The organism is Arenibaculum sp. (genome assembly GCF_035998295.1).
GTDB lineage: Bacteria > Pseudomonadota > Alphaproteobacteria > Azospirillales > Azospirillaceae > DASYHS01.
In genome coordinates this window covers 1-19,991 of the sequence record NZ_DASYHS010000113.1, presented here as the reverse complement: position 1 = coordinate 19,991, position 19,991 = coordinate 1, and the positions used below count along the sequence as shown (strand labels likewise).

The 19,991-nt window shown below is 69.8% G+C and carries 17 protein-coding genes; 9 read left to right on the top strand and 8 right to left on the bottom strand.

Features of this window, described 5'->3' with window-relative positions:
* The first annotated feature begins 19 nt into the window (after positions 1–19).
* The 5 genes from mepK to VGO20_RS11775 all read left to right on the top strand — a co-directional run bounded on the left by mepK (position 20) and on the right by VGO20_RS11775 (position 5,355).
* Complete coding sequence (gene mepK, locus VGO20_RS11795) at positions 20–625, top strand: peptidoglycan L,D-endopeptidase MepK (protein WP_327502542.1); 606 nt, start codon at positions 20–22, stop codon at positions 623–625.
* A 678-nt stretch (positions 626–1,303) separates the two neighbouring features.
* The gene (locus VGO20_RS11790; protein ID WP_327502541.1) at positions 1,304–2,536 is read left to right on the top strand and encodes a hypothetical protein; all 1,233 of its coding nucleotides are present in this window, start codon (positions 1,304–1,306) and stop codon (positions 2,534–2,536) included.
* Between the two features lie 59 nt (positions 2,537–2,595).
* Positions 2,596–3,789, top strand: coding sequence for a hypothetical protein (locus tag VGO20_RS11785; protein ID WP_327502540.1), 1,194 nt, complete (start codon positions 2,596–2,598; stop codon positions 3,787–3,789).
* On the top strand, positions 3,782–4,417 hold the full coding sequence (locus VGO20_RS11780; RefSeq protein ID WP_327502539.1) for a 2OG-Fe(II) oxygenase: 636 nt from the start codon (positions 3,782–3,784) through the stop codon (positions 4,415–4,417). Before VGO20_RS11785 ends, VGO20_RS11780 begins: the two co-directional genes overlap by 8 nt.
* Before the next feature lie 32 nt (positions 4,418–4,449).
* Positions 4,450–5,355: a DMT family transporter gene (locus VGO20_RS11775; RefSeq protein ID WP_327502538.1), complete on the top strand. Its 906-nt coding sequence runs from the start codon at positions 4,450–4,452 to the stop codon at positions 5,353–5,355.
* Positions 5,356–5,418: 63 nt separating this feature from the next.
* Here VGO20_RS11775 and VGO20_RS11770 read toward each other — a convergent pair whose 3' ends face one another.
* Positions 5,419–7,215, bottom strand: a complete 1,797-nt coding sequence (locus VGO20_RS11770) for an acyl-CoA dehydrogenase (RefSeq protein ID WP_327502537.1) — start codon at positions 7,213–7,215, stop codon at positions 5,419–5,421.
* Between the two features lie 143 nt (positions 7,216–7,358).
* Here VGO20_RS11770 and VGO20_RS11765 point away from each other — a divergent pair, with 143 nt between their 5' ends.
* Together VGO20_RS11765 and VGO20_RS11760 are read left to right on the top strand one after the other, a co-directional pair.
* Positions 7,359–8,252, top strand: a complete 894-nt coding sequence (locus VGO20_RS11765; protein ID WP_327502536.1) for a transglycosylase SLT domain-containing protein — start codon at positions 7,359–7,361, stop codon at positions 8,250–8,252.
* 81 nt (positions 8,253–8,333) lie between these two features.
* Complete coding sequence (locus VGO20_RS11760; RefSeq protein WP_327502535.1) at positions 8,334–8,672, top strand: DUF1491 family protein; 339 nt, start codon at positions 8,334–8,336, stop codon at positions 8,670–8,672.
* 17 nt (positions 8,673–8,689) lie between these two features.
* On the opposite strand, the gene VGO20_RS11755 is transcribed toward VGO20_RS11760, so the two are convergent.
* The 3 genes from VGO20_RS11755 to VGO20_RS11745 are packed head-to-tail and all read right to left on the bottom strand — an operon-like array spanning position 8,690 to position 11,341.
* Positions 8,690–8,917 carry a hypothetical protein gene (locus VGO20_RS11755; protein ID WP_327502534.1) on the bottom strand — a complete coding sequence of 76 codons (228 nt, stop codon included), beginning with the start codon at positions 8,915–8,917 and terminating at the stop codon, positions 8,690–8,692.
* A 14-nt stretch (positions 8,918–8,931) separates the two neighbouring features.
* The gene (locus VGO20_RS11750; protein WP_327502533.1) at positions 8,932–10,344 is read right to left on the bottom strand and encodes an FAD-binding oxidoreductase; all 1,413 of its coding nucleotides are present in this window, start codon (positions 10,342–10,344) and stop codon (positions 8,932–8,934) included.
* A 25-nt stretch (positions 10,345–10,369) separates the two neighbouring features.
* Positions 10,370–11,341 (bottom strand): L-threonylcarbamoyladenylate synthase, encoded by a 972-nt coding sequence (locus VGO20_RS11745; protein WP_327502532.1) that lies wholly within the window; start codon positions 11,339–11,341, stop codon positions 10,370–10,372.
* 114 nt (positions 11,342–11,455) lie between these two features.
* Here VGO20_RS11745 and parA point away from each other — a divergent pair, with 114 nt between their 5' ends.
* Positions 11,456–12,115: a ParA family partition ATPase gene (gene parA / locus VGO20_RS11740; protein ID WP_327502531.1), complete on the top strand. Its 660-nt coding sequence runs from the start codon at positions 11,456–11,458 to the stop codon at positions 12,113–12,115.
* Positions 12,116–12,123: 8 nt separating this feature from the next.
* Here the strand turns inward: parA and VGO20_RS11735 are convergent, their stop codons facing one another.
* From VGO20_RS11735 to VGO20_RS11725, 3 genes are all read right to left on the bottom strand, one after another.
* On the bottom strand, positions 12,124–12,588 hold the full coding sequence (locus VGO20_RS11735; protein ID WP_327502530.1) for a peroxiredoxin: 465 nt from the start codon (positions 12,586–12,588) through the stop codon (positions 12,124–12,126).
* Between the two features lie 68 nt (positions 12,589–12,656).
* Positions 12,657–13,382, bottom strand: coding sequence for a GNAT family N-acetyltransferase (locus VGO20_RS11730; protein WP_327502529.1), 726 nt, complete (start codon positions 13,380–13,382; stop codon positions 12,657–12,659).
* 10 nt (positions 13,383–13,392) lie between these two features.
* Positions 13,393–16,365 carry a bifunctional [glutamine synthetase] adenylyltransferase/[glutamine synthetase]-adenylyl-L-tyrosine phosphorylase gene (locus VGO20_RS11725; RefSeq protein ID WP_327502528.1) on the bottom strand — a complete coding sequence of 991 codons (2,973 nt, stop codon included), beginning with the start codon at positions 16,363–16,365 and terminating at the stop codon, positions 13,393–13,395.
* 84 nt (positions 16,366–16,449) lie between these two features.
* On the opposite strand from VGO20_RS11725, the gene VGO20_RS11720 reads away from it, so the two are divergent.
* Entirely contained in the window at positions 16,450–19,599 is a 3,150-nt protein-coding gene (locus VGO20_RS11720; protein WP_327502527.1) for a YhdP family protein, read from the top strand.
* Between the two features lie 11 nt (positions 19,600–19,610).
* Here the strand turns inward: VGO20_RS11720 and VGO20_RS11715 are convergent.
* The coding region (locus VGO20_RS11715) for a S4 domain-containing protein (protein ID WP_473964857.1) at positions 19,611–19,991 on the bottom strand (381 nt) is incomplete at its 5' end.

Genomic DNA, 19,991 nt, shown 5'->3' with positions numbered 1-19,991 from the left:
GCCGCGGCGGGGGAGGCACATGGCGGGCAGCGGGGGCAGGGGCATGGCGGCACGGGACGAGCGGGTGGCGGATGGGGAAAGGGCCGTGCTCGGCCGGAGATGCTTTCTGGGGCTGGGGGGCGGTGCCCTGGCCGCGGCGGCGCTTCTGGGACCGGCCGACGCCCTGGCCGCAATCCGCGCGCCGGCACGAGAGCTGTCGCTCCTCAACACCCATACCGGGGAGCGGCTGAAGGCCGAGTACTGGGTGAAGGGGCGTTACGTCAAGGACGCCCTGGCGGAGATCAACGAGATCCTGCGCGACCACCGGACCGACGAGCGCCATCCCATCGACCGCGACCTCCTCGACCTCGTGCATCTGCTGCATGCGCGGGTGAGCCGGAGGGAGCCGTTCCACATCATTTCCGGCTACCGGTCACCGGCCACCAACGCGATGCTCGCCGGCAGGAGCAACGGTGTCGCGCGGAACAGCTATCACATGCGCGGCATGGCGATCGATCTGCGCATGCCCGGCGTCGGCACCCGGGACCTGTACCGCACCGCACTCCGCCTGAGAGGGGGCGGGGTCGGCTACTACCCCGACAGCGGCTTCGTCCACATCGATGTCGGGCCGATCCGGAGCTGGTAGCCCGGACCCGCACATCGACCGACGTTCCGCCGGCCTAAAATTTCCGACGTTCCGCCGGCCTGAATTCCCGACGTTCCGTCGGCCTGAATTCCCGACGTTCCGTCGGCGTCAAATCCAGGTCTTCCTCCTCGATCCTGAGCGGCGCGGACGCTTCGGCGCCTGCGGCACGCACTTGTTCAGTGCTCGTTCGGACGCATCGAAAAAAGATTCCCGGGATCACTGAAAACCCCGACCCGACGTATCCAAGTGTCCGGCTTGAAACATAGCCCGGATTTCTGTAGGGCCGTCCTGCAGGTCCATTTACCCCGAAGCGGCCGGATGTCGGACCGTCATTCGCGTGCCCTGAATTCTATTTTGGGCATCGTCGTAAACATCTCTCCCGAATCTTGTCTTACCTGAAACCCGATGGTCGGTCGCCTGCCGACATATGCATGCGGAAAGGTTGCTATAGTCGTCATCAACCCCTTAAATGTAACAGTTATGAAACACTATCGTGTTCTCGCAAGACTACGATAGTATTATTTAGAGCCTCTTGTTAAATCAGTGTCTTCATAATAACATTTGCAAGAAAACGTTCTTGGGCGTAATGCTGCCGCGCCTGATCTGGAGTTGCCGACGAGCCGGATGAAGCCGGTTCCCGGCGTGGTTTCGTTCGTGCTTGTTGGGAGATGGCTTGTCATGGATTACTCGACACTTCGGTCGAGATACGGCTACGACTGCGACGTCCGTGGCACGTATGCGCATCTGCCGTGTCAGTCGTTCTGGACCTGGTTGACCGGCAAGGACCTGCGGAGGGGACCGCCGCGCAAACCGAAGGAGACCCTGCTCTCGGAATGGCAGATGTGGTGCCAACTCGCCTGGTCCTGGTCGATCACCCTGATCGCCGCCGTCGGGGGCGCGCTCGTCTACAACGACCCCGACATCGCATTGTGGGTCAAGGTCCCCGTGGTCATCGTTTCATGGGTGCTGGTGGTCAACCGGACCCGCGGCTTGCTGCACAGCTTCCATTACACCAACCACGGCGCCGGCATAGCGAGCATGGATCGCGCCCGCTGGATGGGTAAGTACTTCATGTCGATTCCCATCCTGCACACGCCATGGGACAATTATCACTCGATCCATGCGAAGGACCATCATTCGACGGTTTACCTGTGCACCAACAAGGATCCCGACGAGGTCTTCATGACCGAGCACGGGTTCCGCATGGGAATGAGCGAAAGAGAGTTCTGGGTCCGCCTGGTCGTGGCGCCTTTCTTTCCGCGCAACATCTGGAACCATATCAAGTTCCGGCTCGAGCAGAATTTCATCAAGACGGCCTGGAGCGAGCGGCTCCCGAGGATCGGGTTCTGGTGCCTGTTCTTTGCGGCAACCGCCTACTTCAACATCTGGGAAGAGGTCGCAATTTTCTACCTGTTCCCGCTGCTCATCCTCACGCAGTTCTCGTCCTGGATCCAGCACACGACCGAGCACCTCTGGTTCGCGAAAAAGCCGGAGGACGTTTCGACGTTCGTCTACTACGCATCGCTGACCTGGGGGCGTTTCCTCGGTCGCCCGCATCCCGGGAAGGGCCGGGGCGTGGGGCATGCGCTGAAGCTCGCGAAGTGGTGGACCCTGGCCGTCGTCGTCGACCTGCCGATCCGGCTCTTCAGCTTCATGCAGGACCTGCCGAGCCACGATTTCCACCACCGTTCGCCCAAGGTGAACTTCTGGTCGATCGCCCGGGAGCGCGCCGCCAACGAGGGCCTGCCGTCGAAATACGGCCCGATGACGGACAGCTGGGGATTGTGGGAGTCCTTCCGCATCCTCCGCGACCATCTGTGCCGCGGCGTCAACGATCCCTTCGGCGTCTACGAATGGGAGCGCGCGCAACGACGCCAGTCGGCCGAGGCCACGGCCGTCGCCGCCGAGTGACGCGTTCGCGCCGTCCGACCTCCTAATCGTTCAACGCCCCGTCCATTCGGAACCGAAGCATGAGAGCCGAAGAAGCACAGGCGATCCTGCGCAGCCATGGGCTCATCGATCGCCGGACCAGCAAGCGCGTCCTCAATGCGATCGTCCTTGGCCGCGAACTCGACCTTTCGCGGTTCAACGAGCCCGAGCTCAAGAATCGCATCACGACCTTGCGCAACGAATACTGGCGGCTGCGCAGGGACCTGCCGCGGACCAGCCCGCGCAATCTGCCCTTCTACCTGCTGATCAAGGACCGTTACCGGAATTTCGACTGGCAGGCGACGGAGAAGGGCACCGTCATCGACTTCCACTTCAAGGGCATCAAGCCCAGCCTGCTGTCGCTTCTGACCGGGATCATCCCGCCGGCGGCGGGCACGTTGAACCACCGGTTCCATCGCAGCCTCGAGCGCCTGGATCCGCCGGTCGCGGCCGCCCTGCTCGACACCCTGCGGGAGGCGGGCTTCGTCGACCCGTCGGAGGCCGAAATGAGCCGGGTCGTCGACTGGCTCGAGCGCGCGCTCGCCGGAGAGCCGTCGACGATCGTCTCACCGGTGTGCCCGGACTACGCCGTCGAAGACGGCAGCGACGCGAAGCACCGCTTCACCTTCCGGGGCGTCAACTCCGGCGTCGGCGTCACGGCGTCCCGGCTGTTCGAGGCGCTGCCGGCCGTAAGCGGCCTGCTGCGCGACCGCCTCGGCCTGGACGTGACCCACTATGTCTGCCCGGGCGACTTCGAGGGCTTCTCCGAGGAGACGAACCGTCGCCTCGGCATCGACGAGGCGACGTTCCTCGAACGTCTCGAAGGCTCGCGGCGGGCGATCCTGGAGCAGGCCCCCGCGCCGGTCCGGTCATGCTTCTTCACCGAGCTCGGCGGCGGCAAGGAGCACTGGCTGCGCGTGCACGCCGACTTGGTGGAGCGCATGAATGCCGGCGCGTTCGGTCCGATCGCCGGGACCCCCCAGGTCCGGGAGGTCGCCCTGGGGCGCCGCGGCCTCTACGACCGCTGGTACAACGTCGTCGACCGGCCCGTCGAGTTCTACGAGTCGATCGTCATCCGCCAGGGTGCCGAATATGCCGCCATGGGCGTGCTCGTGTCCCGAAGCGAGCGTTGCCCGAATCCTCTCGTCCTGGGTGCCGACGACCACAAGATGGCGCCCTTCTACCGGCTCGCCGCCGACATTCCCGTCCTTTATCTGAGGCGCAATTATGAGTGACACCCTGCTCGAAGAGCGTATCGACACCGCCGCGTACCGTCTGGAGCTGGAACGGACCGGGACAGTGATGATCCCGCCCTTCGTCCTCTTCTCGAAGGAGGAGTTCCAGGAGATGGAGCGGCTGTACCGGGCCCTGCCGGAGGAGGTCGTCAAGATCGGCGACGCCGGCGAGCCGAACGACCTCTATGTCGGCCGTTTCATGGTCGATAAGCCCGGCGACCTGCCGACCATGGTGAACCGGCCCCATTCCGACCGCCTGATCGCCCTGCTGAAGGCGCCCAAGCGCGCGGACTTCTTCCGTGAGATCCTCGGCGGCGACCGTCACATCCGCCGGTGCCAGGTCAACCGCATGGTCACGACCTCCTATATCGGCTACCACCTCGACATCGACAGCAATCCGGATTACGAGGTCTCCGTCGTCCTGCAGCTTGGACAGGCGTTCACCGGCGGCGAGTTCGTCGTCTACCCGAGGGATGGCATCGTCAACAGCTTTACCCCCCAGTACGGCACCGCTATCGTCAGCAAGTGCATATACCCCCACGAGGTCAAGCGGGTGAACTCGGGCGAGCGGGTATCCCTCGTGTATTTCTACAGCAACCATGAGTTCGAGAACCGGAGAGCGCAGTGACACAAGGCGGAGGGCGTCAGGAGAACCTGGGCATGCTGCTCGGGCTGTTTGCAGTCTCGGCGTTTTCCCTGACGCTGCCGATCACGCGCTACCTGACCGAGTTCCTGTCCGTGTGGGAGATCGGGCTCGGCCGCACCATGATCGCCGCCGTCGCGGCGGCGGTCGTCCTGGTCGCCACGCGCCAGAAGCTGCCGAACCGCTCGCAGACGCTGCGCCTTCTCGTCACGGCATCGGGGATCTCCTTCGGATTCCCGGTGCTGACGGCGGTGGGCATGCAGACCGTCCCCGCGAGCCACGGCGGCATCGTGCTGGGAGCGCTGCCGCTCTCGACGGCGCTGATCGGCACCTTCCTGTCGCGGGAGCGGCCGTCGCTCCAGTTCTGGATGGTGTCGGTCGCAGGCTTCGTCGCGGTCGCCACCTTCTCGTTCATCACCCATGGCGGCATGGGAATGGACCTCTATATGGGCGACTTGGCGCTGCTCGGGGCCGTGGTGATGGCGGGCCTGGGCTACGCGCAGGGCGGCCAGCTCGCGAAGACCATGGGCGGGTGGCAGGTGATCTGCTGGACGCTGGTCGTCAGCCTGCCGATCCTCGTCCTGCCGACCCTGGCGCTGATCGACTGGGGCCATCTGGAGGCCCTTTCGCCGACGGCTTGGGGAGCGTTCCTATTCCTGGCTCTGGTCAACTCGCTGATCGGGTTCTTCTTCTGGTATCGGGGGCTGGCGATCGGCGGCATCGCGCGCGTCAGCCAGGCCCAGCTGATCCAGCCCTTCCTCACCTTCTTCTTCTCGGTCCTGTTCCTCGGCGAGGCGTTCAGCCTCACCGCGCTCGGCTTCACCGTGCTGGTCGTGGCGATCGTCGTGCTCAGCAAGCGCACCCCGATCACCGAGAAGGCGGCCCAGGCTTCGACGGCGGCGATGGGCACCGCCGCCCGCTGACATCTCTCGACTTCGACGAGGCGCGCCGGCGGGAGACCGCCGGCGCGTTTTTCGTCGCGGCTCTCAGAAGCTCTCTTCCGGGAAGGCGAGGACGGTGCGCCAGCCGTCGCGGACCGTGGCGAGCAGCCCCTCGACCTCGGGCAGGTGATGCTCGCAGAAGAAGCGGGCCGAGGCGATCTTGGCGTCGAGGAAGGCGTGGTCGGCAGCCGGAACGCGCAGCGCGTCCTGAGCCGCGAGCGCGGAGCGCGCCATAAGCCACGCGGCCGAGACGGTGCCGAACAGGCGCGCATAGGGGACGGCGCCGGCCGCCGCCGCTCTCGGGTCGGGGCCGGCCGTCGCCGCCACCCAGCCGGTCGCGGCGTCGAGCGTCGCCAGCGCCGCCTCCAGGCGATCCGCGATGGCGGCCGCATCGTCGCCCGGCCGCGCCCGCAAGGCGTCGAGCGTCCCGCGCATCTCGGCCATCAGCGCGCGGGCGGCCGCCCCCTCGTCGCGCGCGACCTTGCGGAACACCAAGTCGTTGGACTGGATGCCGTTCGTCCCCTCGTAGATCGGCGAGATGCGGGCATCGCGGTAATATTGCGCCGCTCCCGTCTCCTCGATGAAGCCCATGCCGCCATGGACCTGGACGCCGGTCGAGGCGACCTCGACCCCCATGTCGGTGCACCAGGCCTTGACCACCGGCGTCAGGAGGTCGACCCGCGACTGGGCGGCACGCCGCGACTCGGCGTCGACGGCACGCTTGGAGACGTCGAGACAGGCCAGCGCGTAGTAGGAGAGGGTGCGCCCGGCTTCCGCGCGCGACCGCATCGACAGCAACATCCGCCGGACGTCGGGGTGCCGGATGATCGGCACGGGCCCGCCCTTCGGCTCCGCCAGGTCCTTGCTCTGGACGCGCCCGCGGGCGTAGTCGCGCGCCTGCTGGTACGCGCGCTCGGCGATGGAGACGCCCTGCAGCCCGACGTTCAGGCGGGCGTTGTTCATCATCGTGAACATGTATTCGAGGCCGCGGTTCTCCTCGCCGACCAGATAGCCGACGGCGCCGCCGGAATCGCCGTAGGCCATCACCGCCGTCGGGCTCGCGTTGATGCCGAGCTTGTGCTCCAGGCTGACGCAGCGCAGGTCGTTGCGCGCACCTGGGCGGCCCTCGCCGTCCAGGAGGAGCTTGGGCACCACGAACAGCGATATGCCCTTGACCCCGGCGGGCGCGTCGGGCAGGCGGGCCAGGACGAGATGCACGATGTTGTCCGTCAGGTCGTGCTCGCCGAAGCTGATGTAGATCTTCTGCCCGAAGATCCGGTAGGTGCCGTCGCTGGCCCGCTCGGCGCGGGCGCGGATCTGGGCGAGGTCCGAGCCGGCCTGCGGCTCGGTCAGGTTCATGGTCCCGGTCCACTCGCCCGAGATCATCTTCGGCAGATAGGCGAGCTTCTGCTCCTCGCTCCCATGCGCGGTCAGAAGCTCGACCGCGCCGAGATTGAGCAGCGGGCACAGCGAGAAGCTCATGCAGGCGGATTGCCACATCTCGTGGAATGCGGTCGCCAGTACCCAGGGCAGCCCCTGGCCGCCGTAGTCCGGTTCGAACGGGACGCTGTTCCAGCCGCCGTCGACGTAGCGCCGGTAGGCGTCGCGGAACCCGTCCGGCGTGCGCACGACCCCGTTCTCCAGCACCGAACCCTGGATGTCGCCGATGCGGTTCAGCGGCGCGACCACCTCGGCGGCGAGCTTCGCGGCCTCGTCGAGGGCGGCGTCGACCAAGTCGGGAGCTGCAGCCTCGTAGCCCGGCAGCGCCGCGATGCGGTCGAAGCCGACCACATTGGCGAGGACGAAGCGCATGTCTTTGACGGGTGCGGCGTAGGGAATCATCTTTCCTCCCGGGTCCTCTCGTCTGGCTGGAGCGGCGAGAACGTGGCCGTGGGAGCATATCCGCCGTCCGGCCATACGGCAACGCATGTTCTGGCACGGCGGTTGCTTACCAGGAGAGGCAGACCCGTCCGGAGACGCCGTCCATGTCGATACCGAACAGCGCACACAGCAGCATCGAGGCGCAGACCGCCCGCGGTCCCGCCGGGTCGGGGCGGGCCTCGGTCACGACGGCGATCCGCGATGCCGCCCGGAAGACCGGGGTCGATTTTTCCTACCTGATGGAAAAAGCTGCCCAGGAAAGCGGCTTCGACCCAGCGGCCAAGGCCCGCACCAGCAGCGCCACGGGCCTGTACCAGTTCATCGAGAGCACCTGGCTGACCATGATCGACGAGCACGGCTCGCGGCACGGCCTGGGCGACGTCGCCGCGCGGATCGAGCGGCGCGCCGACGGCCGCCGCGTCGTCGCCGATCCCGAGGAACGCAAGGCGATCCTGGAGCTGCGCGAGGACCCCCGCATCGCCTCCCTGATGGCGGCCGAGTTCACCCGGGAGAACCGGGAGCATCTCGCGCGCGAAGTCGGGGGGCGCATCGGCGCGACCGAGCTGTACATGGCCCATTTCCTCGGCGCCGGGGGAGCCGCCAAGTTCCTGGACGCCCACCGCTCCGATCCCGGCAAGCCGGCGTCGGCGCTGCTGCCGCAGGCGGCGGCGGCCAACCGGGCGGTGTTCTACGGTCCCGAAGGGCGGCCGCGCTCCGTCGCGGAGGTCTACGAACGCTTCGCCCAGCGCTTCGGGGAGGCCGGCGACGTGGCGAAGGGGCCGCGCCTCGTCGGCGCGCAGGAGGGGGATGGAAGGGGCGCGGCAATGACTGCCGCCGCGGGCGGCGCCCCTTCGGCCGTGAGCGGGGCGGAGCCGTTGTCGCTGTTCACGGTGATGCTGCTGTCCCAGCTGGGCACGCCGGACGAGGGGGATACCGGCCGGCGCGACGAAGCGGGCCAGGAGGCGCGCGCGCCCCGGCCGATCCCGGCGCTGGCGTGAACGCCTGCCCCGGCGTGAATCCGGGCGGGCCGCCGTCGAGGCGACTTGCGCGCAAGCCGGTCAGCCGCTAACTCCCAGGTCATGGATGACGATCGCCTACCGACCGAGCTCTGGATCAAGGCCCACCTGCGCCGCTGCATGGCGGAGGCCGTTCCCGCCTACGTGATCCGCAAGGGCGCGCTCCAGGGCGGCAGCCTCGTGCTCAAGCTGAACCAGCTCGACCTCGGCTGCCGCGTGCTGACCCAGGCGCGCGACGCGCAGGGGCGCCTCGGCTGGCTTGCCGCCAAGGAAAACGCCCTGATGCCGGAACCGGACGCCGACGCCTATATCGAGCGGGCGGTCCGGCGCGACCCGGACCTGTGGGTGGTCGAGATCGAGGATCGCCGGGGCTGGCACCCCTTCGAGGGAAAGCTGATCTAGCATCCCTCCCCGGCCGGTCAGGGAAAGCCGTCCCGCCGCGTGCGGAGTTCGTCCCGGATTTCGCTCAGCACCCCGACCACCCGGCCGAGTGCCATGATCACCAGCCCGAGGCCGGTGCCGACGAGGCCGGGGCCGAAGGTCGCCTCCGTCGGGCCGAGCAGCAGCGTCATGCTCATGACGGTGACGATCGCGCCCGCGAGATAGAGAACGAGCGCCGAGATCGAGCCGCCGCGGGGGTCGCGCACCGCCGTTTCCTCCCTCAGTCCAGGATCTTGCCGGGATTCATCGTCCCGCCGGGGTCGATCGCGGCCTTGACCCGCCGCATCAGGTCGACCTCCACCGCGCCCGCGACCCGCAGCAGCTCGCCGCGCTTGAAGGTGCCGATCCCATGCTCGGCACTGATCGACCCGCCGAGCGACAGCACCACGTCGTGGACGACGCGGTTGACCTCGTCCCAGCGCTCCAGGAACGCGGCGGTATCCGCGCCCGCGGGCTGGCAGACGTTGAAGTGGATGTTGCCGTCGGCGACGTGGCCGAACGGCAGCGGGAGAATGCCGGGGATCAGTGTTTCCAGGGCGGCCGAGGCGCGTTCGATGAATTCCGCGACCTTGGATACCGGGACCGAGACGTCGTGCTTGATCGATCCGCCCCCCTGGCGCTGCGCCTCGACGATCGCCTCGCGTATGAACCAGAGCTCCTTCGTCTGCGCGCCGCTCGCCGACAGGACGGCGTCCCGGACCGACCCGTCCTCCATGGCGTCGGTGAGCGTCTCCTCCAGCGCGTCGCGCAGCGCCGACCCGCCGAAGCCGCTGGCCGCCTCCAGCAGCACGTACCAGGGATGCCGGTCCGGAAGCGGATCGACGGTCCCGGGAACGTAGGCGAGGGCGAGGTCGAGCAGGGCGCCCTTCATCAGCTCGAACGCGGTGAGCCCGTCGCCCGTCGCCGCCCGCAGGCGGGCGAGGAGCGCGATCGCCGCTTCCGGGTCCGGCACGGCGACCAGGGCCGTTTCGACCTGCTTCGGCCGAGGGAACAGCCTCAGCGTCGCGGCGGTGATGACGCCCAGCGTGCCCTCCGCGCCGATGAAGAGATGCTTCAGGTCGTATCCGGTGTTGTCCTTGCGCAGCGAGCGCAGCCCGTCCCATACCCGTCCGTCCGGCAGCACCACCTCCAGGCCGAGGACGAGGTCGCGCGCGTTGCCGTAGCGGATCGTCAGGATGCCGCCCGCGTTCGTCGACAGATTGCCGCCGATCTGGCACGTCCCTTCGGCCCCCAGGCTGAGGGGGAACAGGCGGTCGACTTCCGCCGCGGCGTCCTGGACCCGCTTCAAGATGCAGCCGGCCTCGACCGTGATGACGTAGTCGAGCGGGTCGACCGCCCGGATGCGGTCCATGCGCGAGAGCGACAGGACCACCTCGGTGCCGTGGTCCGGGACGGACCCGCCGACCAGGCTCGTGTTGCCGCCCTGGGGCACGATCGGGATGCCGGCCTCGGCGCAGATGCGGACGGCGGCGGAAACCTGCGCGGTGTCGGCGGGCCGTATCACCAGCGGGCTCGTCCCGGACTTGCGCCCGCGGCATTCCCGTAGATACGGCGCCATGTCCTCCGGACGATCGAGATAGCCCCGTGGGCCGAGCAGGGTCCGCAGGGCGTCCAGAGCATCGCAAGCGGTCATGGGCGGGTCTCCCGGGCGCGCGGGGTCAGCGGGGCGCCGCCGCCCGACGGAGCCTGTCGTTGATGGCGACGCCGAGCCCCTGGTCGGGGATCGGCATCACGGCGATGCCCGAGATGCCGGGGCGGTCGAGGGCGCGCAGCATGGCGAACAGGTTGGCAGCCGCTTCGTCCAGGTCGCCCTCGGGGCTGAGGTTGAGCCGTTCGCGCCCACCGCGCACGAAGGCGTCCGGGCCGAACGCGAGCAGCGCCTCGTCCGGCCCGGCCTCACGCGCGTCCAGCCGTACGGGCCGGCCGGGGGCGTAGTGGCTGGCGAGCTGGCCCGGGGATCTCGGGGCCTCGGCCGTCTGGCCGGATGCCAGCACCGGTCCCAGCACCGCCTCGATCCGGTCGCGCGTGATGCCGCCCGGGCGCAGGATCGCCGGCTGCGCGCCCGTCAGGTCGAGAACGGTCGATTCGAGGCCGATCCGGCAGCGGCCCGCGGCGATGATTAGGTCGACGCCGGTGCCGAGGCTTTCGGCGACATGCACCGGGGTCGTCGGGCTCACGGCGCCGGACCGGTTGGCGCTGGGGGCGGCGACCGGACGGCCGGCCGCCGCGATCAGGCGGCGCGCGACGGGATGGGCGGGGATGCGCACGGCGACGGTGTCGAGACCGGCGCAGGCCAGCAGCGACACCGGGCCGCCCGGACGGCGCGGCAGAACCAGGGTGAGCGGGCCGGGCCAGAATATCCCGGCCAGCTCCTCGACCCGGCCGTCCATGACGGCGACCTCGCCGACCGCATCCGGATCGGTGACGTGGACGATCAGCGGGTTGAAGGCAGGTCGCCCCTTGGCCGCGAAGATCGCGGCGACGGCGCGGTCGTTCGTGGCGTCGCCGCCCAGGCCGTACACCGTCTCCGTCGGGAAGGCGACGAGCCGGCCGTCGCGGATCAGTTCCGCCGCGCGCTCGACGTTCGGATCGGTCGGCGGAACGAGCTGGGGTCGGGCAGAAGGCGTCATGGACGTGTTGTAGTGCTTTCCCCGGCGTTCGCAAGTGCGACGGCGTCCTTGGCGGATTGCGAACGGACGGGCACACTGCTCGGCGACGGGGCGAGCGAAGGAAGAGGAAGAAGCATGGCGGGCGCGATCATCACCGTGGCCCAGCAGAAGGGCGGCGCGGGCAAGACGACGTTGGCGGCGCATCTGGCGGTCGCCTTGACCGAAGGCGGACGTCGCGTCGCCATCGTCGACATCGATCCGCAGGCGAGCCTGTCGCGCTGGTACCAGACCCGGCTGGCCGCGCGGGGGGACGGCGGCCTCAGCCACGTCCAGATCACCGGCTGGCGCACCCAGCGCGAGGTCGAGCGGCTGGCGCGCGAGCACGACTTCGTCGTCATCGACAGCCCGCCGCACGCCGAGACGGAGGCCCGGATAGCGGTCCGCTCCGCCACCCTGGTCGTCGTGCCGGTGCAGCCGAGCCCGATGGACCTGTGGGCGACGGAGCCGACGCTGGCGCTCGCCCGGGAGGAGAAGGTGCCGGTGCTGATCGTCGTGAACCGGGTGCCGCCGCGCGCCCGCCTCGCCGACGAGCTGGAACGGCGCATCCGCGACCTCGGCGCTCCCGTAGCCCGCACGCAGGTAGGTAACCGCATCCAGTTCGCCTCGGCCCTGTTCGAGGGGCTGGGCGTCACCGAGCAGGCCCGCCGCACCCGCGCCGCCGAGGAGATCCGGGACCTCTCGGCGGAGATTCGCGAGAGCGTCGGGCGCTCCGCCCGGTCCGGCGCGCTTTCCTGAGCGGGTGTTCAGAGGGCGCGCGCGGCCTCCAGCACCTCCTCGACGTGCCCCGGGACCTTGACTTTGCGCCACACGCGGCGGACGACGCCGTCGCCGTCGATCAGGAAGGTCGCCCGGTCGATCCCCATGTACTTGCGGCCGTACATGCTTTTCTCGACCCAGACGCCGTAGCGCTCGCAGACGTCTCCCCCCTGGTCGGAGGCGAGCGTGAAGGGCAGGTCGTACTTGCCCTTGAACTTGTCGTGGCTGGCGACGCCGTCCTTGGACACGCCGACGACCACGGCGTCGGTGCCGGTGAAATCGGGAAGGAGGTCGCGGAAGCCGCAGGCTTCCTTGGTGCAGCCCGAGGTGTCGTCCTTGGGATAGAAGTAGAGGATCACCTTCCGGCCCCTCAGGCCCGCGAGGCTGAGAGTGCCGCCACCATCGGTCGGCATGGTGAAGTCCGGGGCGGGTGAGCCGGGCTCGATGCTCATGGTCGGGGGTGCTCCTGTCTCGATGGCGTGAGCAAAGGTTTCGGCCATCCGGCGGTGCTTTGCAACCGTCACGGTAACCGGTAGTGGTAACCGTAAGTTTCAGTGAAGCCGAGGCGGCGATAGAGGGCGAGAGCGGGCGCATTGTCCGCCTCGACCTGCAGGTAGGCGGTTCGAGCCCCCTGACCGTGCGCCCAGCCGAGCAGCGCCTCCACGACGCGCCGTCCGGCTCCGCGGCCGCGCGCTCGCGGCAGCGTGAGGACGCTGAACAGCCCGGCCAGTCCGCGGCCGGCGACGATGCGGCCGAAGGCGACGGGCTGTCCATCCTCGAGGAGCGTGGCATGGGCGGCGGGCAGCTCCGTCGCGGCGAGAATGCGCGCGTGCAGGTCCCGGTCCGCGGGCCGCCCCGGATCGTGGACGTTCAGCCAGCCGCCGTCGGGAACGGGCGCGATCCTTACGGCGGCATCGGCCGGGACGTCGGGCACCGGCGCCGTGAGGACGAGCGTGCGACGCAGCGCACGGTAGCCGAGCGCGTCGAGCGTGCCGTCCGGTTCGGGCCCTGCGAGCGGACCGATCCTGAAGATCGGCGGCAGCCCACGCTCCGCGTAGCGCCGGAGCGCCTCGCGGTGGATCTCGGCGAACGGGCGATCCGGGGCCAGCGCGCTGGCTGAGTTGGCGCGCTTGGTATAGCCCTCGGCGAAGCGGAACGACCAGCCGCCGAACCGGACCGCCTCGAGCGCGGGCCAAGCCTCCAGGGCATGCTCCTCCAGCGCCAGGATCGAGGGCGGGTGGACCATCCCCGTCGGCCTAACCGGCAAGCCCGGCGGCCGGGACCTCGACCAGGGACGCGAAATGCCGATGCGCCCTCCCGGCGGTTTTGCGGACGTGGGTTTCCAGGCCGGAGAACTCGAGATCCCCCGCGTCCTGTCCGAGAACGGCGCGCGTCAGCGCCCGGCGCAGTCCTTCCGGGGCATTGGCCGCGTCGAAGCGACCCTCGGTGGTGAGCCGCAGGAAGCCCTGGATCCGTCGCCACATGCGCAACGCATCGATCAGATCCGCCGCGATGCCGGTGTCCAGCAGGCCCGCCGCGGCCAGGTTGCCGATCGCGGTGGCCGTGTCGGTACTCAGAATCCCGGGATGGTCGTGGGCATGGCGCAGCTGCAGGTACTGGGCGATGAAGCTGGCGTCGATCTGGCCGCCGCGCACGTATTTCGTGTTCCAGACGTCGTCGGTGCCGAATTCCCGCTCGATCCTGCCGCGCATCTCGGCCACGTCGCGCAGCAGGCGCGCCGGGTCGCGCGGCCGGGTCAGCACGTCGCGGATGGCGGCGGCGAGCCGGCCGGCGAGAGCGTCGGGCCCGAGGATCACGCGGGCGCGCGTCAGCGCCATGTGTTCCCAGGTCCAGGCCGAATCGCGCTGGTACGCGACGAAGCCGGGGAAGCTGACGGCGAGCGGGCCGGCATTGCCCGACGGCCGCAGCCGCATGTCGACCTCGTAGAGCTGTCCCTCGCCGGTCGGCGCGGTGATCGCGTTGATCAGGCGCTGCGTCAGCTTGGTGTAGTACTCGGCCGGGGTCAGCGGTTTCGGCCCGTCCGACGCGCCGACCCCGTCGGGCACGTCGTAGACGGTGATGAGGTCCAGGTCCGAGCGCAGCGTCATCTGGCGGCTGCCCAGCTTGCCCAGCGCCAGGACGACCATGCCCGCGCCGGCGGCGTCGCCGAAGGTTCCGTGCCGGCGCTCGAACTCGCTGCGGACCAGGGGGACGAGCGCCCCGACGGACAGGTCGGCGACGTCGGAGAGGAACGGGCCGCAGGCATCGCCGCCGGTGATGTTGCGCAGGATGTGGACGCCTGCCCGGAAGCGCTGGTCGTTGGCCCAGCGGCGATCGATGTCCAGCGCCTGCTCGAAGCTCCGGGCGCTCGACAGCACGGTGTCCAGCTCGCCCTGGAGCTGTGCGCGGTCGGCAAGGGGGCCGAAGAAATCGGGAGTCAGCACCGCGTCGAGGAGTGCCGGCGAGCGGGCCAGCACCTCCGCCAGACGAGGCGCCGTCCCCATGATCTCGGCGACCAGCTCGAGCAGCGCCGGGTTGCTGTAGAACATCGAGAAGAGCTGGACGCCGGCGGGCAGGCGGCCCAGGAATTCATCGAACTTCATGAACGCGTCGTCGGGATTGGGCGTCCGGCCCAGCGCCTCGAGCAAGGTCGGCCCGAGCTCGGTGAGCAGTTCGCGCGCCCGCGTGCTGCGGGTCGCCTTGTAGCGGCCGTGGTGCCAGCCGCGGATGGTCGCCGAGACCCCGGCCGGGTTGCGGAAGCCGAGGCGCTGCAGCGTCGCCAGCGTCTCGGGGTCGTCCTCGGTGCCGGTGAAGACGAGATTGCCCGGCCCCGAGAGCGGCGGCGCCTCCTCGAACAGCGCCGCGTAGTGCTCCTGCACCAGCGACAGGGTCGCGGAGAGCGCGTCCCGGAATGCCGACGCGCTGTCGTAGCCGAGGAAGGTCGCGAGGCGGGCCACTCCGGCCTCGTCGGACGGAAGCTGGTGGGTCTGCTGATCCTCGATCATCTGGACGCGGTGCTCGACGCGGCGAAGCAGCCCGTACGCTCCCGTCAGCGCGTCGGCCGTCGACGCCTCGACACGGCCTGCTTCGACCAGGGCGCGCAGCGCCGCCCGGGTGCCGCTCTTGCGCAGGGTCGGGTCGCGCCCGCCGAAGATCAGTTGCTGGGTCTGGGCGAAGAACTCGATCTCCCGGATGCCGCCGCGGCCGATCTTGACGTTGTGTCCCTCGATCGCCGCCGTCTTGAAGCCGCGATGGGCGTTGATCTGCCGCTTGATCGAATGGATGTCCTGGATGGCCGCGAAATCCAGGTTCCGCCGCCACACGAAGCTGCCGAGCACGTCGAGGAGATGCTTCGCGGCGTCGGCGTCGCCGGCCACGGGGCGCGCCTTGATCATCGCGGCCCGTTCCCAGTTCTGTCCCAGGCTGCCATAGTAGGCCTCGGCTGCGGAGACCGACACCGCGAGCGGCGTCGCACCCGGGTCGGGGCGCAGCCGCAGGTCGGTGCGGAAGACGTAGCCGTCCTTGGTGCGTTCCTCCATAATGCGGCAGAGGTCGCGCGCCAGGCGGATGAACGTCCTCGCCATCGTCTCCGGCTGGGCCGTCTGGACCACCTGGTCGTCGTAGAGGACGATCAGGTCGATGTCACTCGAGTAGTTCAGTTCGCGCGCCCCGAGTTTGCCCATGCCAAGAACGATGAGCCCGGTCCCCCGCGTCGGATCCTCTGGATCGGGCAGGACGAGCGCGCCCGCCTCGCCGGCCTTGCGCAGGAGATGCGCCGCCGCGAGGCGCAGCGCGGTCTCCGCAAGCTCGGACAGGGCGGCGGTGACGCGCTCCAGCGGCCACAGCCCGCCGATGTCGGCGAGCGCGATCAGCAGCGCTGCGCGCCGCTTCGCGATCCGCAGGCCGGACATCAGCCGGGTGGTGTCGCGTTCGTGGGAATGGGCCGCGCGCAGTTCCGCCATCAGGGCGGGGAAGAGGGCGTCGCATCCCTCCTCGAACAGGCGCTTGGCGAAGGGCAGGTCGAGCACGAGGCTCTGGGTCAGGTGCGGGCTGTTGCCGAACACCGCGTCGAGCACGGCGCGCCCTTCCGGGGCGGCTGCGAAGGCTTCGGCGAAGCTGCGCACGGCGGCGTCATCGATGCGGGCCGCGCGCTCGTGCCAGTGCTCCAGGCCCAGCTTGGCGGCGGCAGGGTCGCTCGGCTTCGGGAGAGAGGGGAATTCGACCCACACGGATGACGGTCTTTCTCGGACGGGGCATCGGGCGACGATGCGCCGGGTGCCGGACGTGGTCAACCGGGTTGGGGTCCGGGCTCCTTGATCCGCCCTGCCGCCAAGGTCCTGGTCGAGATCCTGGGAGCCGGCCTTGCGGCACTCGCGATCCTGGCCGGCCTGTTCGTGTGGCGCATCGCGCAAGGCCCGCTGCGTGCCGACTTCCTGACACCCGCGATCGAGCGCGCGCTCGCCGCCGCGGACATCCGCACCGACATCGGCGGCACCGAGATCACCTGGGGCGGCTTCTCCGAGCCGTTCGAGCTGCGCGCCCGCTCGGTCAGGGTCTACGACCGGAGTGACGCGCCGGTCGCCTCGGTCCCGGAGATGGGGATCAGCCTGGATCTGCGGCGGGCGCTGCGAGGCGAGTTCGCGCCGACCCGGCTGGTCCTGATCCGTCCCAGCCTGCGGATCGTTCGCACCGCTGACGGCCGTTTCCAATTCGACGTTGCCGATACCATGGGCGCGGAGCCCACCGCTTCGGGCACGACCGTCGTTCGCGAGCTGCTCGATGCGCTGCAGCGCCCGCCGGGGCAAGCCCGGGGGCCGCTCTCGGAACTGCGGGAGATCAGCGTCTCGGCCGCGGCGCTGGTCGTCGAGGACGATGAGCACGGCCAGGTCTGGCATGCGCCGCGCGCCGACTTGGCGCTGCGCCGGGACGAGGCCGGCCTCGGCGGGTTCGCGCTGCTGGACGTCCTGACGGGGGTCCGCACCGCGCGGCTGACGGCCGATCTGCGCCATCGCGCCGGCGACGGGTCGACGGTCGTGAATGCAAGGGTGGAGAACCTCGACCTGCGCGAACTGGCGCCGCGCGCCCGCGCACTCGAGCCGCTTTCGGCCGTGTCGATGCTGATGGGCGGCACGGCCACCGCGCGGTTCGACCGGGCGTTCCGGATCACCGAGGGTACGGTCCATCTCACCGGGCGCGACGGGGTGCTGGATCTTCCTCAGCTGTACGACGCGCCGCAGCACCTCCCCTTCGCCGAGCTGCGGGGCCGGTTCGACGCCGCGCGAGGGATGGTCGTGCTGGACGACGTGTTCGCGGATCTGGGGGGGCCGACGGCCAGGCTGGCCGCCACGCTGGTCGATCTCGGGGGCGGCCGGATCGATGTCCGCGGGGATGCTGAAGTGGCGGGCGTGCCGGTCGGCGAGCTGGAGCGGCTATGGCCCCCGAAAGTCGCCCGGAACCCGCGGCAGTGGATTCTCGCCAATCTGTCCGGAGGCATGGCCGAACGGGCCACCGCGACCTTTGCCGCGATCTTCCCGGCGGACCGCCCGGAGGATGCTGAGATCCGCGCCCTCGACGGCGAGATCCGGGTCGCCGGCGTCGACGTCCGCTATTTCGGCGAATTGCCGCCGGTCACCGGAGTGAGCGGCGTCGCAACCTTCGATACGACGCGCATGGATCTCTCCCTCGACGGAGGAAAGCTCCGCGACGTCGCGGTCGGACGCTCGCGCGTGTCGATCACGGGGCTGGACGGCGGCAACGAGGCCATCGACATCGAGGTGCCGCTGTCCGGGCCGGTAAGGTCCATCCTCGCCGTGCTGGACATGCCGCCGCTGGGGTATCCGGCGCGGCTGGGACTGGACCCCGCGGCGGCTTCGGGCCGCGCGGCGGGAACGGTGACCTTCGCCTTCCCGCTGCTGAAGGACGTCAGCATCGACGACGTCGTGTTCGGAGCGAAGGCGAAGCTCTCGGACGTCACCGTCGACGGCGTGCCGGCCGGCCGCAGGATCTCGGACGGGGACCTGACGCTGGCCCTCGATCCGGGCGGCATCCACATCGAAGGCACCGCGCGCGTCGACGGCATCCCCGCCACGGTCGCCTGGCGGGAGCATTTCGTTCCCCGGAAGGGGATCGTGTCCCGGATCACCGTCGCCGGAGTGACGTCCGCGGAAGACCGCAGGGTGCTCGGCCTCGACGTGGAGCCCTGGGTTGCCGGCCCGGTCGCGGTCGATGCGGAGTACGTGGTGCCGAAAAGCGGGCCGGCGACGCTCACGGCGCGCATGGACTTGGCCGGAGCGGAGCTGGATGCCGGGAGCCTCGGCTGGTCGAAGTCCCCGGGCGTTCCCGCCTCGGCAGAGGCGACCGTCCTGTTCGAACGAGGCGCACCGGTACGCGTGGCGGCCTTCGTGCTGCGGGGGCCGGGGCTCGATGCGCGTGGCAGTGCCGGCCTCGGGGAGGGAGGACGCGTGCAGGCGGTGAACCTGGACGAGGTGCGTGTCGGCGCCACGCATCTGCGCCTCGACGCGGATCGGCGGCCGGACGGGACGTGGCGGATGTCGCTCGTCGGCCCGGCCCTGGACCTCGGTCCGGTGATGGAAGCGCGCGACGCCGAGCCCGACCCGGCGGAGGACGCGGGTGAACCCGGGGTGCCGTTCGAGCTTTCGGCCCGCCTGGAACGCGTCGTGCTCGGAGAGGACCAGGAACTGCGCGACGTCGTTGCCGAGGCCGCCAACGACGGCAGCCGCTGGACCCGGGTCCAGGTCGACGGCCGGGTCGGGTCCGCCACGCCCGTGATGCTGCGCTACGGACCCGAGGGAGCGCTTCGGCGGCTCCGCTTCCAGACCGGGAACGCCGGAGCGGTACTCCGCGCGCTCGGCTTCTTCGGGTCGATGCAGGGTGGCGATCTCGTGCTCGACGCGACGGCGCCGGCGGACGATCCGCAAGCCCCTCTCGAAGGCGGCGTGGAGATGACCGACTTCGTGCTGCTGGACGCCCCGGTATTGGCACGCCTGCTGAACGCGGCGTCGCCTACGGGCTTCGCCGAACTGGTGGAAGGCAAAGGGATCAACTTCAAGCGCCTGATCGGCAAATGGCGCTACGAAGGCGGCGAGGTCCAAATCTCCGAGATGCGGACGTCCGGTGCCGCGCTCGGGCTGACGCTTGAGGGCATCGCGGACCTCGATGCCGATACGGTCGACGTCCAAGGGACGATCGTCCCGGTCTACGGCGTCAACCGGGTCATCGGGGCGATCCCGCTCCTGGGGCAGCTGTTGACCGGCGGCGAAGGGCAGGGGGTCTTCGCATTCACCTACGCGGTCGCCGGGCCGATCGCGGACCCGCGCGTCACCGTCAATCCGCTGGCGGTCCTTGCGCCGGGCTTTCTGCGCACCCTGTTCTTCCTGGGCCCGGCGCCCGGAGATCCGGCCCCGGCCCCGGTCCCGCCCGACGAGATGCACCCTCGGGGCTGACCGGGCCGGTATCAGGCTCCGCGGACGAGGGCGTGCCGCTTCCTGCCGGCCGACAGCTTGGCGATCCCGCCGGAGTCGAGGTCGCCGGTCCCGACCAGGGCCGCCTCGTCCGTCACCGCGGCGTCGTTGAGACGGGCGCCGGCTCCGCGGATCAGGCGCCGTGCCTCTCCCTTGCTGGCGGCCAGTCCCGTCCGCACCAGCAGGTCGACGACGGGAACGCCGGTTTCGAGATCGGCCATGGCGACGTCGATGCTGGGGAGCCCTTCGGCGGCGGCCCCTTCCTCGAAGGTTCGCCGGGCGGTTTCGGCGGCGTGCTCCGCGGCTTCGGCGCCATGGGCCAGGCGGGTCGCCTCGAAGGCGAGGACCTTCTTCGCCTCGTTGATCTCGGCGCC